Annotated in this window: 17 protein-coding genes and 1 tRNA gene; 7 read left to right on the top strand and 11 right to left on the bottom strand. The window is 60.1% G+C overall.

Going from position 1 to position 23,689, the window contains the following annotated elements:
- The 4 genes from GLS_RS09305 to polA are packed head-to-tail and all read right to left on the bottom strand — an operon-like array spanning position 1 to position 6,162.
- Entirely contained in the window at positions 1 to 993 is a 993-nt protein-coding gene (locus GLS_RS09305; RefSeq protein WP_041112015.1) for a hypothetical protein, read from the bottom strand.
- A 56-nt stretch (positions 994 to 1,049) separates the two neighbouring features.
- Positions 1,050 to 2,705 (bottom strand): ABC transporter substrate-binding protein, encoded by a 1,656-nt coding sequence (locus tag GLS_RS09300; RefSeq protein WP_041112014.1) that lies wholly within the window; start codon positions 2,703 to 2,705, stop codon positions 1,050 to 1,052.
- Positions 2,706 to 3,314, bottom strand: coding sequence for an SCO family protein (locus GLS_RS09295; protein WP_041112013.1), 609 nt, complete (start codon positions 3,312 to 3,314; stop codon positions 2,706 to 2,708).
- 13 nt (positions 3,315 to 3,327) lie between these two features.
- Positions 3,328 to 6,162 (bottom strand): DNA polymerase I, encoded by a 2,835-nt coding sequence (polA, locus tag GLS_RS09290; RefSeq protein ID WP_193363811.1) that lies wholly within the window; start codon positions 6,160 to 6,162, stop codon positions 3,328 to 3,330.
- A 51-nt stretch (positions 6,163 to 6,213) separates the two neighbouring features.
- On the opposite strand from polA, the gene GLS_RS09285 reads away from it, so the two are divergent.
- From GLS_RS09285 to GLS_RS09275, 3 genes are all read left to right on the top strand, one after another.
- The gene (locus GLS_RS09285; RefSeq protein WP_193363810.1) at positions 6,214 to 7,248 is read left to right on the top strand and encodes an alpha/beta hydrolase; all 1,035 of its coding nucleotides are present in this window, start codon (positions 6,214 to 6,216) and stop codon (positions 7,246 to 7,248) included.
- An 87-nt stretch (positions 7,249 to 7,335) separates the two neighbouring features.
- Positions 7,336 to 7,412 (top strand) — tRNA-Arg (locus GLS_RS09280).
- A 225-nt stretch (positions 7,413 to 7,637) separates the two neighbouring features.
- Entirely contained in the window at positions 7,638 to 10,466 is a 2,829-nt protein-coding gene (locus GLS_RS09275) for a Hint domain-containing protein (RefSeq protein WP_052327544.1), read from the top strand.
- A gap of 53 nt (positions 10,467 to 10,519) precedes the next feature.
- On the opposite strand, the gene ade is transcribed toward GLS_RS09275, so the two are convergent.
- Both ade and panC read right to left on the bottom strand, forming a co-directional pair.
- Positions 10,520 to 12,217 (bottom strand): adenine deaminase, encoded by a 1,698-nt coding sequence (ade, locus tag GLS_RS09270; protein WP_041112012.1) that lies wholly within the window; start codon positions 12,215 to 12,217, stop codon positions 10,520 to 10,522.
- A gap of 58 nt (positions 12,218 to 12,275) precedes the next feature.
- On the bottom strand, positions 12,276 to 13,103 hold the full coding sequence (panC, locus tag GLS_RS09265) for a pantoate--beta-alanine ligase (RefSeq protein ID WP_041112011.1): 828 nt from the start codon (positions 13,101 to 13,103) through the stop codon (positions 12,276 to 12,278).
- 74 nt (positions 13,104 to 13,177) lie between these two features.
- Here panC and GLS_RS09260 point away from each other — a divergent pair, with 74 nt between their 5' ends.
- The 4 genes from GLS_RS09260 to GLS_RS09245 all read left to right on the top strand — a co-directional run bounded on the left by GLS_RS09260 (position 13,178) and on the right by GLS_RS09245 (position 19,453).
- Positions 13,178 to 14,401 carry a TIGR03862 family flavoprotein gene (locus tag GLS_RS09260; RefSeq protein ID WP_041112010.1) on the top strand — a complete coding sequence of 408 codons (1,224 nt, stop codon included), beginning with the start codon at positions 13,178 to 13,180 and terminating at the stop codon, positions 14,399 to 14,401.
- A 4-nt stretch (positions 14,402 to 14,405) separates the two neighbouring features.
- On the top strand, positions 14,406 to 15,845 hold the full coding sequence (locus tag GLS_RS09255) for an ATP-binding protein (RefSeq protein ID WP_041112009.1): 1,440 nt from the start codon (positions 14,406 to 14,408) through the stop codon (positions 15,843 to 15,845).
- A 108-nt stretch (positions 15,846 to 15,953) separates the two neighbouring features.
- Positions 15,954 to 18,335, top strand: coding sequence for a TonB-dependent receptor (locus GLS_RS09250; RefSeq protein WP_041112008.1), 2,382 nt, complete (start codon positions 15,954 to 15,956; stop codon positions 18,333 to 18,335).
- Between the two features lie 11 nt (positions 18,336 to 18,346).
- Positions 18,347 to 19,453 (top strand): glycerophosphodiester phosphodiesterase, encoded by a 1,107-nt coding sequence (locus GLS_RS09245; protein ID WP_041112007.1) that lies wholly within the window; start codon positions 18,347 to 18,349, stop codon positions 19,451 to 19,453.
- A 73-nt stretch (positions 19,454 to 19,526) separates the two neighbouring features.
- On the opposite strand, the gene GLS_RS09240 is transcribed toward GLS_RS09245, so the two are convergent.
- The 5 genes from GLS_RS09240 to GLS_RS09220 form a co-directional block, all read right to left on the bottom strand.
- Positions 19,527 to 20,054: a type 1 glutamine amidotransferase domain-containing protein gene (locus GLS_RS09240; RefSeq protein ID WP_041112006.1), complete on the bottom strand. Its 528-nt coding sequence runs from the start codon at positions 20,052 to 20,054 to the stop codon at positions 19,527 to 19,529.
- 56 nt (positions 20,055 to 20,110) lie between these two features.
- On the bottom strand, positions 20,111 to 21,553 hold the full coding sequence (aldA, locus tag GLS_RS09235; protein WP_041112005.1) for an aldehyde dehydrogenase: 1,443 nt from the start codon (positions 21,551 to 21,553) through the stop codon (positions 20,111 to 20,113).
- A gap of 139 nt (positions 21,554 to 21,692) precedes the next feature.
- Entirely contained in the window at positions 21,693 to 22,565 is an 873-nt protein-coding gene (locus GLS_RS09230; protein ID WP_041112004.1) for a LysR family transcriptional regulator, read from the bottom strand.
- A gap of 55 nt (positions 22,566 to 22,620) precedes the next feature.
- Positions 22,621 to 23,148 carry a YaiI/YqxD family protein gene (locus GLS_RS09225; protein WP_041112003.1) on the bottom strand — a complete coding sequence of 176 codons (528 nt, stop codon included), beginning with the start codon at positions 23,146 to 23,148 and terminating at the stop codon, positions 22,621 to 22,623.
- 3 nt (positions 23,149 to 23,151) lie between these two features.
- Positions 23,152 to 23,688, bottom strand: coding sequence for a gluconokinase (locus tag GLS_RS09220; protein WP_148295918.1), 537 nt, complete (start codon positions 23,686 to 23,688; stop codon positions 23,152 to 23,154).
- Position 23,689: the final 1 nt, after the last annotated feature.

The following is a 23,689-nucleotide window of genomic DNA, read 5'->3' as shown; positions in this document are numbered from 1 at the left end:
TCAGTTGATCGTCCCGGATTTCTGGGAGACGGCCGTTTGCCCCTGATGGCTTTCATCGAAATGCAGATGATGTCCTGCCTCCAGAGGCCTGCTCTCTTCAGGTAAAACAAAAACCTGGGCATTCTGCCGATCGATCAGGACTGCAGAATGCTCGAAAAACGGCAGTCCAAATGCCCCCTTTTCAAGAGACGACTGAAACAGGACACTGAACGCTGGCAAGGCATGACTGCCAACGTCCATATTCGTGACGGCATGTCGGCGCCCCACGGAGATGCCGACATAGCGCGTCGTCACAATGGGATCGTGACTTAATTCGTCGGGCGTCACGCCAGCGTCATTGGCCCAGGACTGCGGCATGACAGTTTCCGAAAGATCCGGGTCCAAAGCCATTTCCCGGCTGTGATGACCGATCGTGACAGCCATGCGGCCATCCGCAGACACATCGCTTCCATAAGCATCCGGCCCCATAAGCCTCTCAGGGGCCGTGCGACAGGCTGCCGTACCTCTGAAGCGCAGTAACGCGATTTTCCGGTGCGGGACGTCCAGAAGGATTGATGTCGTGTCAAACACATCTCCACCCAGCCCCAGCATTCCGATGATCGGCAGGCCGTTGATCTGGTGTCGGGCGGGTCCTTCCAGAAGGTTGGCGGGCACGCCGTGAAGATTGAGTTCTCCAAGTTGAAGATCATCCAGCCCAGTTCTGGATGTCACGATCAGTTCCCCATTCTGCGCCATCAGGGGAGCATCCCCGCCTCGTGGGAACCAGAGGTCCGCCGTGTCATGCACGAGAATGCGGGAAAAGGCCGGGCTGACGTAAAAGGTCGCCTTCTCGCCGTTAACGCGGGCTGCAATGAGTGGAGAGTCACCCTGCCCCCCGAGTAAAGGAAGCACGATGGAGGCCACAATACAGTCGGAGACATTCCTGTCCTGCGCCCAGGCAGGCACAGAGTGCAGCACGAGCGCCAGAACCGCTATCCAAAAAACTGTTCTCATGCCCATTCCTTCCTGAGAAGAAAGGAAAGCACAAAATACTGCTATTTCCGCAGGCTTTATTGCACCCAGACATGTGAAAAGAGCATGTGGCTCAGGAGCGTCGCATAATAATTCCCCAGCCGTTTCGAGACGAAATCGACGGTGCGCATCTGGATCATCGGGGCACCGGGCATCTGTTCCATAATGGCATGTCCGGCCTCCTGCCAAATCGGGGCGGCTTTTGTCGGGTCTGTCTGGGAGCGGGCCTGATCGAACAGGGCCTGGACGTGCTGGTCACAGAAGCCTGTATAGTTCGGTGAGACGGCCGAGTTCGGATGGTAGTTGTCGCAGCCGAACAGGTCATCCAGGAAGGTTGAGGCGGAGGGATAGTCCGCGAACCAGTAGGACAGCGCGATCTGGACGTGATTGGCGCTGTTCTGCTCGTAGGATTCCGCAAGCCCGGCCGTAATGGGGCGAAGCTGGACGTTCAGTCCGGCGGATTGCAGGGCATTGCGCAGATAGGTGCCCATCCCGAGTTCCATGGCCCGGTTGGGAACGACCAGTGTGACGGACGCTCCATCCGCACCGGCTTCATGGATCAAGCGGCGTGCCCCTTCCAGATCCTGCGGACAGTCCAGACCCAGATCGGCGCCCGGAATCCCATGCGGCACCATCTGGCACAGCGGCTCGGAGATGGCGCTGCCACCGAACAGGATCGTCATGGCATGACGGTTGACGGCCATGCTGACTGCCCGGCGCACGCGCACGTCCGTGAACGGTTTTTCATGCGTGTTCATCGCCAGATAATATAGACCCAGCAACGGCTCGATATGGACCTGGGACGTGTAATTCGCGCCCAGCTCTCCCAGCCGGTCGGCAGGCTTGGCGTCCAGCATCCAGTCATATCGCCCCTGCTCAACTGCCGTGACCTGCGCCTCGTCCGACAGCCCGAAATCATATTCGATGCGATCCACGAAGCCGTCCGTCTGGGCCTGCGGGTTCCAGACGTGGAAGTACGGATTGCGCTCCAGAACCATCCCGTGTCCCGGGTCGTACTGCGTGATGCGATACGGCCCGGTCCCGGGAACCGTTGTGCCGCCCATATCATGAACCGGGGTTGAAGCCGGCAGAATCACGGCATGCGGGAATGCGAGCTTGTAAAGAAATTCGCCGTCCGGCTTCGTCAGATGAAAGACGATCTCGCCGGTTTCCGGATTCCCCTCAACGCCGGGCAGCGTGCAGCGATCGGGCGTTTCCAGACATTCCGCAGCGCCTACGATACCGCCATAGAACGAGGCCGCGGTTGGGCTGCCCGCACGATAGATCCGGCGGAAAGAGGCCACGACATCTTCGACACGCACGGGCGCACCATCGGAAAAATGAAGACCCGACCGCAGATGCAGGCGCCAGGTCAGGCCATCCGGGCTGATCTGCGGCATGGCATCGGCCAGGTCCGGTACGACCTCCAGCCCCGCTGTTCCTCGCGCCAGACGGAAAGTCAGCAGCGGGTCGTACATGTTGACGAACACCTGCATGTACTGGGTGCCGTAATTGATCTGCGGGTCCAGCGTCCCGCCGGGGCCATCTGCCGTCAGATGCAGCGTGCCGCCGCGATGGGGACTGCCGAGCGTGATGCCGTTCCAGTCAGGCGGGGTCTGCTCTCCGGCAAGTGCCTGAGAAGCGCCCGGCCCCAGAAACAGCCCCGCCGCAAGAAGCGCAGCCCCCCGCTTCATTCAGCGCTTCGCCAGTTCACGCAGACGCGCGATCAGAGCATCTGCGTTGCCATCAGCCGGAATGGTGCCAGCATAGCGGGCGTTCGGGTCCATGATGACGATCTGCGGCGCGGGAACGAAATGGTCCCCCTCCTTCTGGAGCGGCGCATGATATTCGGCCGTCATGGCCTTGATCATGTTCGGCGTGGCCGTGAACGGCATGACGTGGGGTGCGACGGGCAGGACATATTCCTTAAGCGGGTCAGCCTCGTCGAACGGATTGAGGGAGACAGCCAGCGGCGAGACGCGGATACCCTCGGCCCGGAGCGTGACCAGCGCCTGTTCCATGCTCTTCAGCACGGGCTTGCACTTGTCCTCGGGGCAGTTGGCGTCGAAGAACCAGACCAACATCCAGGTGTTGTGGAAATCGCCTTCGGTGACGGTGCTCTCGCCCAGCGAGTCCAGCCGGAAGCTGCCGCCGACCTCATTGCCGTTGGACTGGACCAGAAGGCCCGGACCACCATTGGACGCCAGATGGAAGCCGACATATCCCAGAACGGCCGCCACGGCGAGAACGCCCCAGATGATGCGATTGCCGACCCGCTTGCGGCGTTCGTAATTGGTCTGCATGACCTTCCTGTCTTTAATGTGCGTCAGCCCAGCTTGGGCCGATACCGGTTTCTACTTCAAGAGCCACGTCAAGTTTGGCGGCCCCTTCCATTTCCGTGCGAACGAAATCTGCCAGCGCCTTTGCGTCCTGCTCCTCGACTTCGAAGAGCAGTTCATCGTGCACCTGAAGAACCATTTTCGCCTTCAGACCCGTCGCTGGCAGACGCCGCGCCAGATGGACCATGGCGCGCTTGATAATATCTGCTGCCCCACCCTGAAGCGGTGCGTTGATGGCCTGCCGCTCGGCATAGGCACGACGGGCACCGTTCTTTTCGGTGATGCCCGGCACATAACAGCGGCGACCGAACGGCGTCGTGACATAGCCATGCTTTTTCGCTTCTTCCTTGGTCCGCTCCATATAAGCGCGGATGCCGGGATAGCGGGCGAAATAGGCATCAATATAGGAACGCGCCTCGCCCGGTGAAATCTGGAGCTGCTGCGCCAGACCGAAGGCCGAAATGCCGTAAATGATGCCGAAATTGATGGCCTTGGCCCGGCGACGGGTCAGCGGGTCCATGCCTTCGAGCGGAATGCCGAACACTTCGGATGCCGTACGGGCATGAATGTCCTGCCCCAGACGGAACGCCTCAAGCAGCGGTTCAATCTTTGCGACATGAGCCAGAAGTCGCAGTTCGATCTGGCTGTAATCCGCGGACAGCAGAACGCAGCCGGGAGCGGCGACGAAGGCCTTGCGGATGCGCGCGCCTTCCTCGGTACGGATGGGGATGTTCTGCAGGTTCGGCTCGTTCGAAGACAGCCGTCCCGTCGTGGTGATCGCCATCTGGAAGGACGTGTGAACCCGCTGCGTGTCCTGATCCATCTGCTGGACCAGCGCATCGGCATAGGTGGATTTCAGCTTGGCCAGCTGACGCCAGTCTAGGATCTTGCGCGGCAGCTCATGCCCCTGTTCGGCCAGCGATTCCAGAACCCCGGAATCCGTGCCCCAGCTTCCGCTTTTCGTTCGCTTGCCGCCGGGCAGCCCCATTTCATCAAACAGGATCTCGCCAAGCTGCTTGGGCGAGCCGACATTGAAGCTCCGCCCGACCTGCTCGTGGATTTCCTGCTCGATCGTCCCCATGCGCTCGGCAAAATCGGCGGACATGCGGCGCAGTTCGGTGGCGTCCACCTTGATTCCGACATCTTCCATATCCGTCAGGATCTGGATCAGCGGACGCTCGATTTCCTCATACAGCGCCAGCGCCTGACGGGTCCGCAACTGCGGACGCAGCACCTGCCACAGACGGAGCGTCACGTCAGCATCCTCTGCGGCATAGGCGGTTGCGGCTTCTATTGTGACCTGCGCGAACGGAATGCGCTTGCGCCCCGTCCCCGTTACGGAATCATAGGTGACGGGCGTGTGCCCCAGATGCAGTTCCGACAGCTCATCCATGCCCTGCCCATGCTCACCGGCGGACTGGGCGTAGGAAATCAGCATCGTATCATCGATGGGCGTAATCTCGGGAACACCCGCGCCACGAAAGACGGTCAGATCATATTTCGCGTTCTGGAATACCTTCAGGACGGACGCATCCTGCAACAGCGGCTTCAGACGCTCCAGCGCCTCGGTACGATCCAGCTGACGAACGAAAGCCTCCCCGGTTGAATCTTCTTCCAGAAGATCACGTATAGTTTCGTGCAGGAACGGCACATAACAGGCCTTCCCCGGCGCAACCGACAGCGACAGCCCAACCATATTGGCCTGCCGCGCATTGAGGCTGTCCGTTTCGGTATCGACGGCCACCACACCCGCAGCCCGGGCGTCCGCAATCCAGCGGTCCAGCGCGTCCATGTCCGTCACAGTCTCATACGGACCATAAGGCGCATCGGGGATCGTGACGGCCGCAGCCTCCTCACGTGCAGCCGCCTTGTCCTCAGGCCGGACGATCTGGCGCGTGAACGGACGCGGCTTTGCAGCCAGACCCAGCCCCATGCGCTGGATGGTGGAATGGAATCCCATTTCTTCCAGCCAGTCCCGCAGGGTCTCGCGAACAGGCTCGCGGCAACCGAGTTCGCTGATCGGCTGTGGCATCGGCGCGTTGTCGTCCAACAGCACCAGTCTGCGGGACATGCGCGCGGCATCGGCATGCTCGATCAGATTGTCACGCCGCTTGGACGCCTTCATACCCGGCGCGGCGGCGAGGATCTGCTCCAGCGTGCCGTACTCGTTTACGAGTTGCGCCGCACCTTTCGGACCAATCCCGGGAACGCCGGGCACATTGTCCGTCGAATCCCCCATCAGCGCCTGAACATCCACGACCTGATCAGGGCGAACACCGAACTTGGCTTCGACCTCGGCTTCGCGGATCGGCTTCTGCTTCATGGGGTCCATCAGCTCGACGCCGGGCCGCACGAGCTGCATCAGATCCTTGTCAGACGAAATGATGGTGCAGCAGCCGCCCGCTTCCACGGCCGCTTTGGCATAGGCTGCGAGAAGGTCATCCGCTTCCCATCCGGCAAGCTCGATCGACGGCACGTTGAAAGCCGCCGTAGCATCGCGGATCAGACCGAACTGCGGGCGCAGGTCTTCCGGAGCTTCCGGTCGGTGTGCCTTGTACTGCGGATAGATCTCGTTGCGGAACGTCGTGCGGCCGGCATCGAAGATCACGGCCAAATGCGTTCCCACATGGTCCCGCAGCAGACGCGCCAGCATGTTCGTAAAGCCATAGACCGCATTGACCGGCACGCCCTGGGGGCTGCTCATCGGCGGCAGGGCGTGGAACGCGCGGAAGATGAAACCGGACCCGTCGATCAGTACCAGATGAGGCTTTTCCAGATCGGCTTTTCCCGGATCAGGTTTTTCTGGCGGCACGAATGTCTCCCTTCTCGCCCCGAAGGAGCGGACGTTCTAAAATCATCCGTGATGATAGGCTCATTCCCTTCCGTTTCAAACCGCCTCGGACGTCTTTCCTTCGGCCTGCTCTGCCTGATGACCCCGCTGGCGCTACAGGGCTGCACGGCACCCCATATTCCGGACCTGCATCCGACAGCACAGGAAACGGCCCTCATCCCCCCGACACTCACACTCGACATGTCGGATGGCGCCCATATTCCCCTGCGACTGTATCCGGCCCTCACACCGAGCCCCCGCGGCATCATCCTGGCCCTGCACGGTTACGGCGACAGCCGGGATGCCTGGGAGTTCGCCGCATCGGTCTTCACGTCCCAGGGCTTTACGCTCGCCGCGCCGGACATCCGGGGCTTTGGCGGAACTGCCGACCGGGGTGGATGGAGCAGCACGGCCAGACTGGTGCAGGACGCCCGTGAACAGGTGCTCTGGCTGCATACCCGCTATCCCGGCACACCCATTCACGTCATGGGAGAAAGCATGGGCGGCGCCATAGCCCTGCTTCTGGCCGCGACAGACACGCCCCATATCAGCAGCACGATCCTGCTTGCCCCTGCGGCGCTCGATATCGGTCAGCCCTGGGAGAGCATTCTGGGCGGTCTTGATCTCCTGACCCCACACTGGAAGCTCGACGGATCGGCCGTCCCCGGTCACCGGGTTGCAAGCGACAACCTCAAGGCCCTGCGGCGGATGTATTTCGATCCCCTCACCCTGCACAGTTCGACGATCCATCCACTCTATGGCCTGACCCTGCTGATGCAGACCGCCTACAAGGCCGCCCCCCGGGCCCGGACCCCGCTGCTCATTATTTTTGGTGGCCGTGACCAGTTCGTCCTGCCACCTTTCACGGCGCGTCTGCTGCGTAGACTGCCCCCCGACACGCGGATCGACGAACTGCCCGGCGCCCATCATCTTCTCAGCCGGGACCACCGGGGCGCGGCACAGGATGCCGTCTCATGGCTGACAGACCCCGACCGCTTCCTGCCATCAGGCGGCGATATCGCCGCTGCCGCATGGCAGGCCACCGCCCAGACACAGACTTTTCCATGACCTTCTGCCAGCCGTATGCCCTGACGACAGAACTTTCAAAAAAGAGGGCTGGCAATCTGTCGCCGAAGCAGTTATCTGAGGGCGCATGGACCTGTAGCTCAGCTGGATAGAGCGTTGCCCTCCGAAGGCAAAGGTCACGCGTTCGAATCGCGTCAGGTCCACCATCAAGCTTAAATCGCTATTTCTGTCAGAAGACAGTCACCGCAAATATTGCGGGACAGGCAGGTCGCTCCGACTAAAGTCCAGCGCCGAATCTTCCGTTTAACTTTTTATAAACCACACACGAATAATGATCTGCCATGCCCCTGAAAAGCTGGCGATGAAGATTGTGGTGAACCTCCCCATCCCAGAAGCGTCAGTCCCACCCCTCTCACAAGAGGCCCTGAAGAATGACGACTGTTTACTGGATCGGCGCCGAATCAGACGATTTTTACTATCAGAGTTCTGATGGGACCAAGTCAAACTGGAGCGACAACTCCATTCCACAGGCAACCGTGGGCGAAACAGTAGTCATTGCCGGCACTTCGGACGCTCCTGCCACCGCCGTTGCCAGTAATCCGGCCATCAGACAGATCCTCAATCTCACGGTCGGCGACTATGGCACGCTTGAAATTCTGGCGGCAGCCAATTCGTCGTCACTGGGCGGCTATGTGTTCGCCACCCATGCCCTGGACATCACCTCCAAAGGCACGGTTGTCATCAATACGGCCGCTCCGGTCGAACTTGGCGCAAGCTGCACCGTCGATGGCACGCTGACCATCCTGAACAACACAGGATCCGTTCTCGACAACGATTCCATTTCCGGCAGCGGAACATTGAACCTGATCGGATCCCAGCTGGGCACAGTCAGCAATCCGGTAGCCGTTACTGGCGATCTTTCGGTTGTTTTGCAGAATAACGCAACATTCTGCGCCGATCTCTCCGGCAGCACCGGTTCCGTTACTTTTGACACCAACACACAGAACACCTTTGTTCTGGATGATGTCGGGGCGACAATCAACACGGCTTTCTACGGCGTTTCCGAGAAATCCCTTTTTGCCATCCGTGCTGCCGATGGCGTGGTCCCTGTCTCCGCAAATTGGACACAGAATGCCAATACCGGTTCCTGGACGGTCCAGATCAATTCATCCACGGGCACGATCGTAACACTGGACGATGTCCATACAGCCAATGGATTCATTCCGGGAACGGCAAGTTTCAGTCAGGACAGTGCCGGAAACTATATCCTTTCTGAAAGTAATGCTTCGTCCACTGGCACCGTGACAAGCGCTGCCCCTTTTACAGACACGACCAATACATCCCCCGCAGGGCTGACATATTTTTACGACAGCACCCAGACGCCCAATACCAACCATTTTTCGCCACCAGCCACGACTGCGGATAACCGCGCGGACTGGGCCGATGGAGCCAACTGGGCACTCGGAACGACGCCCTGGGACACTCCTGCGAATTCGGCCAATTTTGATACCTATGACGGGGTGTCCGCCTACGGTGTCATTGCCACGGCCAACGCGACCCAGATCGCCAGCATCGAACTCATGGGGAATAGCGACCTTCTGATTTCGGCCCAGACGTCTGGGGCAGGGTATGCTTTCGCAACAGCAAGTGCCTGCATTTATGGCGGTTGCACCCTGACGATTGACACACCCTCAGGTGTGGAACTGGGCGAACACGTCCAGGTCATGGGAACGCTGAAAATCGAAAACAATCCGGGGAAAGTGGTGCTCGATGCCCTGAACATCTGCGGCGGCGGCACCATTGATGTGATCAATTCAACATTCGGCTCGGAAAACACCCCTGCCTATCTTGATATATCAACGCTCAACATTCAGGAAAACAGCACCGTATACTTCGGAGCACGCACTTTTCCCCAAAGCGTAATTTTCGACAATACTTCAAATACGGTTGTTTTCGACGGGAACGAGAATACAATCTCGGCATCCTTCCAGAATGTCAGCGCAGGAACGTCATTCGTCATCAACAATGCAAGCACTGCCGTATGGAACCATACGCCCGTATCTGCTGCATATTCCCTTAATCAGGATGGAACCTATACCCTGACCATTACGCGGTCTGACAACAGTACGCTCGTCCTCAACAATATTCAGGTCTCCAGTGATTTCACGCCAGCGGCTACGGCAGGTGTGTCCCAGTTGCCGGATGGAGACTGGGTTATTTCGACCTTGCGGCAGGACACCTGCTATCTGACCGGCACCCTGATCCGTACCGATCATGGGGACGTAAAGGTTGAAGATCTTCAGATCGGGGATCTGGTGGCAGTTCTCGACGATGAGAAAGCGTTCCGTCCCGTTATCTGGACCGGTTACCGCGATACGATTGTCAGCCCGTCGGAGCATAGCGAGGATGCAGGCTACCCTATCCGGATCCGGGCCAACGCTTTTGGTGACAACCAGCCCGCGCGGGATCTTCTGGTGACTCCCGAACATTGTATCTATGTCGATGGGGGATTTGTTCCGGCCAGAATGCTCGTGAACGGCACAAGCATTTTCTATGACCATTCGATCACCCATTATCGCTACCATCATTTCGAAACAGACAGACACAGCGTTGTTCTGGCGGAGAACCTGCCTTCGGAAAGCTATCTCGATACCGGCAACCGTCAGAGTTTCACCACGAATGTCTCTCCGCTGTTCGCTCCCGCAAAATCCTGGGCCGAGGCTGCAGCTCCGCTTAAAATCGCGCCGGACCAGGTTCAGCCTGTGTATGAGCGGCTGTGCGAGCGCGCCGAATCCCTGGGTATGGGCCGCCCCACCGTTCCTGCCACCACCACGGATCCCGGCCTTGAAGTCTTCACGCTCACCGGCCAGCGTCTTCGGCGCATGCGCCATACCGGCGACCAGTTCCTGTTCGAGATCCCAGCCGGCATCGACAAGGTCATCATCAGATCCCGGTCATCACGACCTTCGGATGTCATCGGCCCGTTCTGTGATGACCGGCGCGCACTTGGCGTCCTGATCGGGAACGTGAAACTCTGGGATTCCAGAGAAAGCCGCGTCATTGACACCCATCTGAACACGGACCTGCCCGGTTGGCATCAGCGGGAACACCCAGACCTGCGCTGGACCAACGGTTCTGCGACCCTGCCGCTGGGTTATCGCGAACCAACCGGAAACGGCGTTCTCTGTATTCAGATCGTCAATGCGGGACCCTATCTGCTCGCCGCAGACGAGACAGCTGCCCAGGCCCTGAGCGCCTGAGACGTCTCAAGCAGATTGTCTTTGTGAATGGCTGCCCTCAGAGCAGCCATTTTTCAGACGAAGCTCATCGTCCTGACATCAATCATCCCGAAATCCGTAATCTTGAGATGAGGAATCACAGGTAACGGCAGGAAGGCCAGTTGCAGAAACGGCTCTTCCAGAACAACGCCCATCGTCTTCGCCGCCTTGCGCAGGATGATGAGATCATCCCGGACCTGTTCGTAAGGCGCATCGCTCATCAGGCCTGCGACCGGGAGGCGCAGATCTGCCAGAACCTGTCCGTTCCGGACTGCCACAAAACCGCCACCGGTTTTCTCCAGATGATTCACCGCACAGGCCATGTCGGCGTCGCTGGTTCCAACAACGCAGATATTATGGCTGTCATGCCCGACGGACGACGCCAGCGCGCCTTCCTTCAGACCGAAACCCCGCACGAAACCGCGCCCGATATTGTCGTTATGCCCATGCCGCGCCACGACGCAGACCTTGGCGACATCCTGTTCCGGATCCGGCAGAACATGGCCATGGTCTTCAGGCAAATCCAGCCGCAGGAATTCCGTGATGATCTGGCCAGGAATGACCCCCATGACAGGACGGTCTCTGCCGCTGCCTTCAACAGCCATGTCCTGCGCCGTTACGGGGCGGGGGAGTTTCACGCTTTCCAACCCAACGGGCGATACGATCTCGCGGCTGGCAAACAGCGCATCATTCACCAGACGACCAGCGGAAATGACGTCTGAAACCTGACAGCGCTCCAGATCATCAAGCAAGACGATATCCGCGCGCTTGCCCGGCGCAATCTGTCCACGATCCTTCAGGCCAAAAGCTGTGGCCGCGGACAGGGATGCGGCACGATACGCAGCCAGCGGCTCCACACCCAGTTCGATGGCCCGACGGATCAGGAAATCCAGATGACCCTCATGGGCGATTTCGAGCGGATTGCGGTCATCAGTGCAGAACGCAAAGAACGGCGAAGTCGCGACGTTCAGCAGCGGCACCAGCGCTTCAAGATCCTTGCAGACCGATCCTTCCCGGATCAGGACCGTCATACCCTTGCGCACTTTTTCCAGCGCTTCATCAGCAGCCGTGGCTTCATGGTCGGTTGAAATACCGGCTGCCAGATAGCCGTTCAGGGCCTTGCCGCGCATGAGCGGTGCGTGACCGTCGATATGACCATCCGCAAAGGCGGCCAGCTTGTCCACACAGCCCGGATCACCATTCAGAACACCCGGGATGTTCATGAACTCGGCCAAACCGATCACTTTCGGATGGTCCCGATACGCCACCAGATCGTCCACGTTCAGCACCGCGCCCGATGTCTCCATGGACGTGGCTGGAACACAGCTCGACAGGTTGACGCGCAGATCCATGATGGTCCGCTCGGCAGCGGCCAGAAAGTAATCGAACGCCGCACGCCCCAGCACATTGGCCATTTCATGCGGATCGCAGATGGCCGTCGTCACACCATGCGGCAGAACGCAGCGATCGAACTCGAACGGCGTGACGAGCGACGATTCAACGTGCAGATGGGTGTCGATGAAGCCCGGCACGGCGATCCGGCCCACGCCGTCAATCGTCTGCACGCCTTCGTATTCACCGTAAGTCCCGACGATCCGATCGCCGCAGATGGCGATATCGGTTGGGATGAGATCGCCCGTGACCAGATCGAACAGCCGGACATTGCGGATGACCAGATCGGCGGGTTCGTGGCCCTGACCCTGGGCCACGCGACGCATGATGGTTTTCTGCATGCCTGAAATCCTCCGTACGTCAGCAGTGCATGCTTATACCGCACGAAGGGTGAGCAACTCAAAGCGGCATGTTGTCGATCAGCCGGACCTCCCCGGCCCGCACTGCCAGAAGCGCCAGCGCGTTATCGGAACAGGGCTGTTCGCGGCGGAACGTGTCTGCGTTCACAACCGTCGCATAGTCGATATCCGGAAGTCCGGCTTCGGTCAGGACCGCACGCATGGCATTTTCCAGAATGTCCACATCACGCTCGCCATTGAGGAACAGCCGCGTGGCTTCCTGCAAAGCCTGCAACAGGGCCGGAGCTTTCTGACGGTTTTCGGTTGTCAGACGCACATTGCGGCTGGAACGGGCCAGACCATCTGCTTCACGCGCGATATCGCAGACCACGATTTCAACCGGAATATCCAGATCCGCCACGAAGCGGCGCACAACCGCGCATTGCTGGGCATCCTTCTGCCCGAAATAGGCCCGCTGCGGCTGGACGATGTTGAACAGTTTGGTCACCACCGTTGCCACACCGGAGAAATGTCCAGGGCGGGACTGGCCTTCGAGTTCATCCGCAACGCCGCCGACTTCAATCCGGGTGACTGCACCGGACGGATAAAGCACATCGGGCGTCGGCAGAAACACCAGATCGGCTCCGGCCTCTTTCAGAAGCGCCAGATCACGCTCGGGATCACGTGGATAAGACGCATAATCCTCATTCGGGCCGAACTGCGTAGGATTGACGAAAATACTGACGGCCACCGCGCCATTTTCTGCCTTCGCACGTCGAACCAGCTCGAGATGGCCTTCATGCAGAAATCCCATGGTCGGAACGAAACCCAAGGTCGGATAAGCCGTCCGCGCTGCACGAAATGCCCCGATTGTCTCAAAAACCTGCATGTCATGTCCCTTTCCCGCCAGAACTGCGGGCGCGGAGCCTGACAAACCCTGCTTCACATGGCAATCAGGCGCTTATGAATGCTGCGCCCCCTTCCCCATCCATCGCCATTATCGGTGCCGGTCCCGCAGGGCTGTTCGCGGCAGAAATCCTGTCCGCACGAGGATGCAGAGTGCAGGTTTTCGACCGGATGCCGAGCGTGGGGCGCAAGCTGCTCATGGCAGGCCGCAGCGGCCTGAACCTGACACATTCGGAGCCGCTGGACCGTTTTCTGAGCCGCTACGGCAAAGCGCGGAACTGGCTCGAACCCGCTATCCGCGCGTTTCCGCCATCGGCGTTAACGGAGTGGGCCGAAGGACTGGGACAGACCTGCTTTTCCGGCTCCTCAGGACGCGTCTTCCCCATAGCCATGAAGGCCTCTCCACTGCTGCGCGCGTGGCTCCACCGGCTGACGGAACAGGGCGTCCAGATCTACACCCGGCATCGCTTTCTGGGCTGGGAGGGTGCAACATTGCTGTTCGAGACGGCGGACGGACAGAGAACCGTCAAAGCCGATGCGACCGTTCTGACCATGGGGGGCGCAAGCTGGTCGCGTCTGGGATCGGACGGCCGCTGGGCGGATTTCATGACGGATGAGACAGCGCCTTTCGCTCCCGCAAACTGCGGTTTCCTACCCGACTGGCCCGCCGATTTTGCGGCCCGACATGAAGGCAGCGTGCTTCATTCCGTGGGGCTATCCTTCGGCACGCGCCAGACCCGTGGCGACCTGACCATCACATCGCGCGGACTGGAAGGCTCGGCGCTCTACGCGCTCTCGGCGGATCTGCGGGAGAGGATCACAGCCGCAGGACGCGCAGTCCTTACGCTCGACCTCCGCCCTACGCTTTCAGTCGATGACGTCCTCAAACGCCTGCTGGCCCAGCGGGAACGCGAGAGCCAGAGCAACCGGCTGCGCAAGGCCCTGTCGCTGGATGCACCCTCCCGCGACCTTCTGAAGCACGCCACCCCGAAAGACGCCACTCCACTCCAGCTTGCTCAGACCCTCAAGGCCCTTCCCCTGCCACTGATTGGCATGGACGCGCTTGATCGAGCCATCTCGACAGCCGGCGGCATACGGCAGGATGCCGTGGACGAGCGGTTCATGCTGAAATCCCGCTCCGGTGTTTTCGTGGCGGGAGAAATGCTGGACTGGGAGGCGCCCACGGGCGGCTATCTGCTTCAGGGCTGTTTTTCCACGGCTCATGCTGCTGCAAATGGCGTCCTTGGGTGGCTAGAATCGTCCAATTCCGCTATCGCCTGACGCCATGACATCCATCGTTCTCGGACAGGGCCGCGACGGCTCCGACACCTGCATTGATCTGCCGGAACTCCTGGCCACGCGCCTGCTGGTCCAGGGCAATTCCGGCTCGGGAAAATCGCATCTTCTGCGGCGCCTGCTGGAGCAGACCGCGACCCTCGTCCAGCAGGTCATGATCGATCCGGAAGGCGATTTCGTCACCCTGGCCGACCATTACGGCCATCTGGTGATCGACGTCGAAGATCAGTCTGAAGCCAGTCTGCGCGCTGCTGGCGAACGTGTACGCGCCCATCGGGCCTCCGTGGTGCTGAACCTTGAACAGGTCGAAGCCGAAATGCAGCTTCGGGCAGCTGGCGCGTTCCTTAACGGCATGTTCGAGGCTCCCCGCGCGCACTGGTATCCCGTTCTCGTGGTGGTCGATGAAGCCCAGCTTTTCGCGCCTGTCGCGGGGGGCGACACGTCCGATGAAGCCCGCCGCCTGTCACTCGGAGCCATGACGAACCTCATGTGCCGTGGCCGAAAGCGTGGTCTGGCCGGTGTCATCGCAACGCAGCGTCTGGCCAAGCTGGCCAAGAACGTCGCAGCCGAAGCGTCCAACTTCCTGATGGGCCGGACCTTCCTTGATATCGACATGGCGCGCGCAGCCGATCTTCTGGGTATGGAGCGCCGGGCAGCGGAATCCTTCCGGGATCTGGCGCGCGGTCAGTTCATGGCGCTCGGCCCAGCCCTGAGCCGTCGTCCGAAGCTTGTGACCATCGGTCCCGTCACGACAGCCAGTCATGCCACCGGCCCGGTTCTCGTACCGCTCGAACCCGTCTCGGCCGAAGACCTGCGGGATATCATTCTCGAACCGGTCCACGAATTTACGCCCCGTGCCCGCAGGGAATCCCGTCCGCCCCCGCCGGACCTGCTGGCACAGCTCGATGCTTATGGCGCCGAACGCGAGGCCGAAGAGCCCGCTCCGGCAGCCGTCGTCGTCGAAGCCGATCCCGACCAGCTCTGGTCGCTGGTGGCCGAAGTCGTGGCCGGGGAAGGCTCGGACTATAAGCCGCTGGCCACCCTGTATCAGGACTTCCAGCTCCGGGCGCGGATTCAGGGCCTGTCGCGGAATGTACTGGAACTGGGGCCGTTCCACCGGATGCTGGCCACCATCCGCGCCGGGCTGGACCGCGAGCGTTCTGAAAGCGAGGACTGGAAACAGGCGCAGGCCATCGCTGCGACCCTGCCCGAAGACGTGCAGGGCGTCTTCCTCCTCCTCGCCCGCACGGCACTCGACGGCGAGACCTGCCCGGGTGACGAGGCTCTGGCCCGCGCCTATGGCACGCACTCTCTGGGCCGTGCCCGCCGGCAGCTGAACTATCTGGAAGAGCGCGAAGTCATCGTCCTTCAGGAGACGCCGCTGGGCCGCCGCGTCGCCATCGTCGGGCTGGGATGGCAGACGGCCTGACTGTCATCATTCTGTCACGCCACGTTCACAGGAGCTTCACACGCAGTTCTTTAAGGAAAGATTAGGTTCCGCCGCATTCGATCTCTTCTCCATCCGGAAAGACTTTCAATGCCGCGCAACCTGCTGCGTTCCCGCCTGCTTCTGACCGTTTTCTGCTCGCCATTTGCGCTGGCTGCAGCCCTTCCCCACCCTGTCGAGGCAGCAACGACAGGAACGAAAAAAACCACTACCGCCAGACATGACACCAAACACAAGGCCAAGGTTGACGCCGTGGCCGGCGGTACGGAACAGCTCGTCATCACCGCACGCCGGACCCGCTCCGAACAGGGTCTGAGCCATACGCAGATCCAGCGGATCCTGCCGGGTGTGAACCCGATCAAGGCGCTGGAAATGCTGCCGGGCGTCGTGTTCAACAATGCCGATCCCTGGGGCAATAACGAGCAGAACTCCTCGCTCTATGTCCACGGCTTCAACCAGAACCAGCTCGGCTACACGCTCGACGGCATCCCCCTCGGCGATCAGGCCTATGGCAACTATAACGGCCTCTCCCCGCAGCGCGCGGCCATCAGCGAGAACATCGGCTCGGCATCGGTCTCCTCGGGTGCAGGTGCGCTTGGCACGGCGTCCACGTCCAACCTTGGTGGTACGCTCCAGTTCACGACGCAGGATCCGCTGAAGAAGCGCGGCGCGCAGATTGAACAGGTTTTCGGGAGCTGGTCCACGTTCCGCACCTTCGCCCGGATCGATACGGGTGAATTCGGCAACGGCAACTCGGCCTATGTCTCCTTCTCCCGTCAGGATGCCCGCGCCTGGGATTTCGCCGGTCATCAGGGCGGCTATCAGGTCAACGCGAAGTTCGTGCACAACAGTGAGCATGACCACTTTTCGACCTTCTTCGACTGGTCCCAGAAGGTTGAGCCGAACGAGGACAGCATTACGCTGCCGAGCGGTTATGGTCTCTATGTCCGCCCGTTCACCTACCCGAATTTCAGCTATGCCAAGGCCAATGCCAACGCCGTCGGCCTGAACTACCGCAATTATTATTCAGCGGCCCAGCGCGAGGATTTCCTTGCCTATTCCAAATGGACGCATGATTTCAGCGAGAACCTGCACTGGGACAACAGCATCTATTATCACCATGATCTGGGTGAAGGTGTCGTGGCCGGTCCGATCTCGGCTGCCGGTCTGCCGACGCTGTTCGCCGCCTATTATCCGGGGCAGGATCTGAACACCGTCTTCGGTGGCTCGGGCTATGCAACCCGTACGACCGAATACTGGGACAACCGCGGCGGCCTGATGTCCACGCTGCGCTACCATCTCGGCAAACACTCGATCGAAGTCGGTGGCTGGTATGAGCGCAACAACAACACGCAGGCCCGTCGCTGGTATCCGCTGGACGCCAACAACCCGACCACGCCTTACGAGCGCCAGCAGAACGCCCTGATCGACCAGTACACCAACAATTTCTACACCAATACATTCGTCACGCATCTGCAGGATAACTGGCAGATCTCGAAGACTTTCTCCCTGATGGCGGGCTTCAAGTCCGAGCTGGTCTATACGAACGGCACGCTCCCCGTGGCTGCGAAGCCGGGCTCGCTCTCTCCGTCCTATGCCGTGACGGCTCCGGGTGGCGAAATTGATGCCGCCAAGCCGTTCCTGCCCGCTTTCGGCGCGGTCTGGGACATCACGAAGCACGAACAGTGGTTCGCCAACATCCAGGAAAACATGCGCTCCTATCAGGACGCAGGTTACGGCAACGCCACCCCCTGGGGTGCGACCAGCCAGGCCGCCTTCGAAGAGTTCAAGAAGAACGGCAAGCCCGAAACCTCATGGACGTATGAGACCGGTCTGCGTGAGCATCGCCAGATCCATCTCGGCCCGCTGACGGCCATTGAAGGTCAGGTCGAGTACTATCACGTCCACTTCTCGAACCGTCTTCTGGCCGTAGCGACGACGCAGACCCTGTCGTCCATTATCGGTTCGGCCACCACGCTTGCAAACGTGGGCTCGGTCACGACGGATGGTATGGACTTCTCCTTCACCACCCATTTCGGCCCGCATTTCTCACTATATAACGCGCTGTCCTACAACAAGTCCGTTTACAACGATAACTACAGCACGGGCTCGAGCGTCATCCATACAGCTGGCAAGAACGTCGTCGGCATGCCGGACTGGTCGGAGAAGTTCGTCTTCACCACCAACTGGGGCAACGCCTACGGCCAGTTCACCGGTGACGTCATCGGCAAGCGCTATGCGACCTACACCAACGACATGTGGGCCGCACCCTATGCGCAGTTCAACTTGAACGCGGGCTACACTTTCCACAACATCCCGCATCTGGCGTCCCTGAAGGTCCAGGGCAACATTACCAACCTGACAAACACCAAGGGATGGTCCACGATCAACGCGACCCAGACTTCGGGTCAGTTCTCGGCCTATCCCATCGCGCCGCGCATGTTCTTCCTGAGCATCAGCGCCGCCCTGTAAGGAGTTCCGTCATGCTGTCACGCCGCCGCGCACTGGGCCTGCTGGCTGCCGGAGTTCCCGCTCTTCACCTGCGGGCAAAGGCGGCCCCCTCACTGGCACCGAAGCCCCTCGTGTTCGCCCATCGCGGGGCCTCGGCCCTGCGTCCGGAGCACACACTGGCGTCCTATGCCCGCGCCATGATGGATGGTGCGGATTTCATCGAGCCTGATCTCGTCATGACAAAGGACGGCCATCTGGTCGTCCGCCATGAGAGCAACATCGCCGGCACAACGGACGTGGCGGACCATCCGGAATTCGCCTCCCGTCATCGCACGCTGAAGATCGACGGAAAGAACGAAACCGGCTGGTTCACCACAGACTTCACACTGGCCGAACTCAAGACCCTTCGTGCCCGCGAACGCCTTTCCACGATCCGGGTCCACAACACCCGCTATGACGACCACTTCGAAATCCCGACCTTCGAGGAAGTTATCGAGCAGGTCGCCGCCCAGTCGGCCGCGACGGGCAAGGTCTTTGGACTGGTGCCGGAAATCAAGCATTCCACCCATTTCAACAGCCTCGGCCTGAACCCCGAAGCCGCGTTCCTGCGGACCATCGCCGCCCACGAGTACACACGGCAGGCCCCGCTGGAACTCCAGTCCTTCGAGACCGGCAATCTGGGACGCATCCGGGCGGACGTCCTGTCCATCAACCCGCAGGCGCGTCTGATGCTGCTTATGGGCGAGCGCAAGGACGTCCCACCGGATCTTCTGGCAGCAGGCAAGACCACGACGTTCGGCGATCTCATGACGCCGGAAGGCCTCAAGGAAATCCGCCGCTATGCCGACGTGATTGGTCCATCCAACACGGACCTGATCCCGCGTGACAGCAAGGGCGGCTGGCTTGAGCCCTCCACGCTTGTAACGGATGCCCACAAGGCCGGACTGCTGGTTCATTCCTATACGGCACGGCCGGAAAACCACTTCCTCCCGGCCCAGTTGCGCAGCGATGCCGGAGACGCCGCCCGCAACCCCAAAGGCATGATCGCGGAAGTCCGCCGCTATCTGGACATGGGGATCGACGGCTTCTTCACGGATGATCCCGCTCTGGGACGCATTGCCGTGAACGGCATGATCTGAACGCCATTACCCCACAAAAAAGGAGGCCTCCCCGACCGAGAGAGCCTCCTTTTTTTGTGACCTGACAGAAATCTCAGGCGAGCTTGAAATGCTTGATGATCGCCTTATTGAAAGCCGGAATATCATCCGGGCAGCGTGAGAAGACATAAGGACCGTCAACAACGACCTCATTATCCACCCAGGTCGCGCCAGCATTTTCCAGATCCGTCCGGATGGCCGGCCAGGACGTGACAGTCCGGCCTTTCAGCTCATTCACCTCAATCAGCGTCTGCGCGCCGTGACAGATGGCGGCGATCGGCTTGTTCGCTTTCACGAAAGCGCGGGCGAATGCCACGACATCCTTGTTCATCCGCAACGCATCCGGAGAGGCCAGACCGCCCGGAAGCAGCAACGCGTCGTAATCCTCGGCCTTTGCATCGGCAATCGCCAGATCGGCCCGGATCTTGTTGGACGGATAGATGTCCTTGTTAACGGCTTGGAATTCCCCTGCCTTGAGGGAAATGACCGTGACGGTCGCACCGGCTTTTTCCAGCGCTTCCTGCGGACCCGTCAGTTCGATTTCTTCGAGGCCGTCAGTGGCCAGTGCAGCGACTTTTACCATGGTTCCGGTCCTTTCAGAGAATGCGGGCGACGGAAAGGCCGCCGCCCGTCAGACAATTATGCGTTGAGATAGATAGTCTTGGTCTGGACATAGGCTTCCATGCCGTGCTGTCCGTCCTCGCCGCCCAGGCCACTTTCCTTGTAGCCATGGTGGAAGCCCTGCGGCGCCTCACCACCCGGACGGTTCACATAGACCTCACCGAATTCCAGATCGCGGGTCATACGCAGGATGCGGCTCAGATCGTTGGTGAAGAGATAGGCTGACAGGCCGTAGCGGCAGTCATTGGCCCAGGCGATCGCCTGATCGAAATCCTTCACGCGGATCAGCGACATGACCGGACCGAACACCTCGTTATGAACGATGTCCATGTCCTGCGTGACATCCGTCAGCAGCGTCGGGGCGTAGAAATAGCCCTTGTCATACACGCCACCCGTCAGACGCTTGCCGCCAATGGCGAGACGTGCGCCCTGACGGACAGCATGCTCGACCATTTCATGCACCTTGTTGAGTTCGTCCTCGCTCACCTTCGGGCCCATATCCGTAGACGGGTCTGTCGGCAGCCCAACCTTCAGAGCCTCGATCTTCTCACGGACCTTCTGGACGAACTTGTCGTAGACAGCCTCGTGGATATAGGTGCGCTCGTTGCAGGTGCAGACCTGACCGGCATTGTTGAAGCGCGCCGTGACTGCAGCATCAGCCGCACGGTCGATATCGGCATCTTCCATGACCATGAACGGTGCCTTGCCGCCCAGTTCAAGCCGGACTTCCTTCAGCGTTTCCGAAGCTGCGGCCATGATCTTCTTGCCGGCGGGGGTCGAGCCCGTCATCGTGATGAGCTTGATGTCCTTATGCGCCACCAGCGGCACACCGACATCCTTGCCATCACCCGTCACGACATTGATGACGCCATGCGGAATCTTAGCTTCTTCGACCAGCTTTGCCAGATGCAGGCAAGCCAGCGGCGTCAGCTCATGCGGCTTGACGACAATCGTGTTGCCCGCAGCCACAGCCGGACCGATCTTACGGGCGCACAGAGCCAACGGGAAGTTCCAGGCCGTGATCGCACCGATAACGCCCAGCGGCACACGATCGATCAAAATCTTCTCTTCCGGGGAGCTGCCGGGAATGATTTCACCCTGAAGCCGCAGCACGTTCTCGGCTGCAAAGCGCAGCAGACCGATTGCAAAATCCACCTCGATCCGGGCTTCCTTCAGTGGTTTGCCCATTTCGGACGTGATGATGGCGGCCAGCTTTTCCTTGTCGCGCTTCACCAGATCCTTAAGCGCATGAATGTAATCGGCACGCTCGGTGGCCATACGGCGGCTCCAGCCAATGAAGGCCGATTTCGCGGCAGAGACAGCCGCATCTACATCGGCCTGACCGCCCTTGGCGACTTCGGCGACGACGGCTTTGGTGGCCGGGTTTTCAACCTTGATCCACTCTCCGCCCTTCGGTGCGACCCAGCTTCCATTAATGAAGAGATTGTTTTTCTCAGTCATGAAGGTTCCTGCATTTTCTATGTGGCGACCATGCGCTCCGTGATGAAACAGACGCATCAGCCAACCAGCAGTTCATTCGATGACCGTAAGGTGCAGGCATTCTCTCATAATAAAAAGTGATGATTCGTAAGCTCAGGACTCACTTTTTGTGAGTGTCCGGATGTGTTGGCGCATGGTCCAGAAATCTCCGCCCCAGATCATTCAGTCCCGGCTCACGCCAGATGAAATAGACCTCACTGCCTTTCAGATCTTCCGGATATGTAAACGCGATCCCCTCACGACGCCGTTTCTTGACCTGTGAAATGATGCTGTGCGGAACACAGGAAATGCCCAAGCCCGCCTGAACGCAGGCAAGAATGACGTCATAGGATTCAACCGTGTGGATGATCGCGTTCGAGACGCCATGCCGCTCAAGCCAGGTCTCGAAATAGCGCCGGTAAAAGCAGTCGGTATTGAACAGGAACACATGCTGCCCGTCCCGCGCGCCTTTCTGTCCTTCCGGCATGGCGAGCGCCAGTTTCTCGCGAAAGGCAAAACGGCTTTCCATCAGGGGATGAACGATCGGCCCGTCCGTCAGCGCCAGATCGATTTCCCCATCCGCCAGCATCCGCTCCAGCGTATAGGTCGGGCGCAGGAACATCTTCAGTTCCACACCCGGGCAGGCTTTGAGGAACTCAGGCACGATCCGCGGCAGATAGCCCTCAAACGCGACATCCAGCGCTCCGATATTCAGGACACCGCGCGGAGTGCCCTCGGAAAACAGATCCGTCAGGCTCCGTGCGCCAGCCACGACCGGCATGGCCTGCTGATAGAACAGGCGACCTTCGGGAGTGAGGGTCAGACGCCCTTTCTCACGCAGGAACAGCTCCTGCCCGACCAGAAGTTCCAGTTCCTTCAACCGCGCCGTCACATTGGACGCCACGCAGTTCAGACGCCGGGACGCTGCAACGACCGTTCCCTCCTCCACGACCGCGCAGAACATCTCAAGCTGGGCAAGGCGGAGCGGATTCATGGGAAAAAATCCTCATCGGGACGGGATTATCCCCCGGGAGAAGATATCCCCAGAATCAGGGAACATCTCCGGGGAAGGGCCTGTGGATTGTTTCTGAAGAACTGGGGACCGATCGCGCGAGGGCAGCTTTCCTGCGGAGTCGCACGATGAGTGTATCCAGTGCGGATAAAAACCGGCTCCGGTCGGCTTTGCCAAAGGACGGATTATAGGTCGTGACCGCCCCCGTCTCGCGCAGACCCTGCATCAAATCGCGCATGGCCGAGACCATGCCGACAGAGCGTTCGTCGATTTCCTCGCCATTGGGACGCAGGACGGAAGCCTGTTTCGCCAGACATCGCACCGCGAGCGGAATATCGCTGCTGATGACGATATCCGCAGGCGTCACCTGTTCCGCAATCCAGTCATCGGCCACGTCCGGCCCTTCCGGGACCACGACGCGCTCGATAAGCGGAGACTGCGGAATGTTCATCCAGCTATTGGCGACAATGATTGTTTTCAGGCCGTAGCGTGCTCCGACCCGGTAGATCTCGTCCTTGACCGGGCACGCATCGGCATCCACCAGAAGCCGGGTGGTCTCGGCCATGAATCAGTCCTCCGCCTGAAAATGGCGGATCAACTCCTCCAGCACCACATCGGGATGCTTCTCGCCTGAGACACGGATCACCGGCTCGTCGTCGCCTGGCACTTCAAGTGTCGCAAGCTGGCTGGGCAGCAGGCTCGCCGGCATGAAATGCCCTTCCCGGCGCTGCAAGCGGTCCGCAAGTTCCCCGGCCGACGTGTCGATATGCACGAACTCGATCGGCAGATCGTCACCGCGAAGCTGCTCGCGATAAGAGCGCTTGAGCGCGGAACAGGTCAGCACCGCGCCATGTCCGGCCTTCACCTGCTCGCGCAGCCAGTCATGACAGAGCGCAAGCCAGGGGGCGCGATCCGCATCGGTCAGCGGCTGGCCGGTGCTCATCTTTGCGACATTGGCCGGCGGGTGCAGTGCATCGCCTTCCTGAAAATGCCAGCCCAGACGCGTGGCCAGCCCGGTTGCAACCGTCGTCTTGCCTGTCCCGGACACGCCCATAACCACGAGGAAACGGGGCTTCAGACCCAGCTGTGTTTCATTTTCCGTCATT

It is taken from the genome of Gluconobacter oxydans DSM 3504, from assembly GCF_000583855.1.
GTDB classification, from domain to species: Bacteria; Pseudomonadota; Alphaproteobacteria; order Acetobacterales; family Acetobacteraceae; genus Gluconobacter; species Gluconobacter oxydans.
The sequence above is the reverse complement of the archived record's forward strand: the minus strand, read 5'-3'. Positions and strand labels throughout refer to the sequence as shown.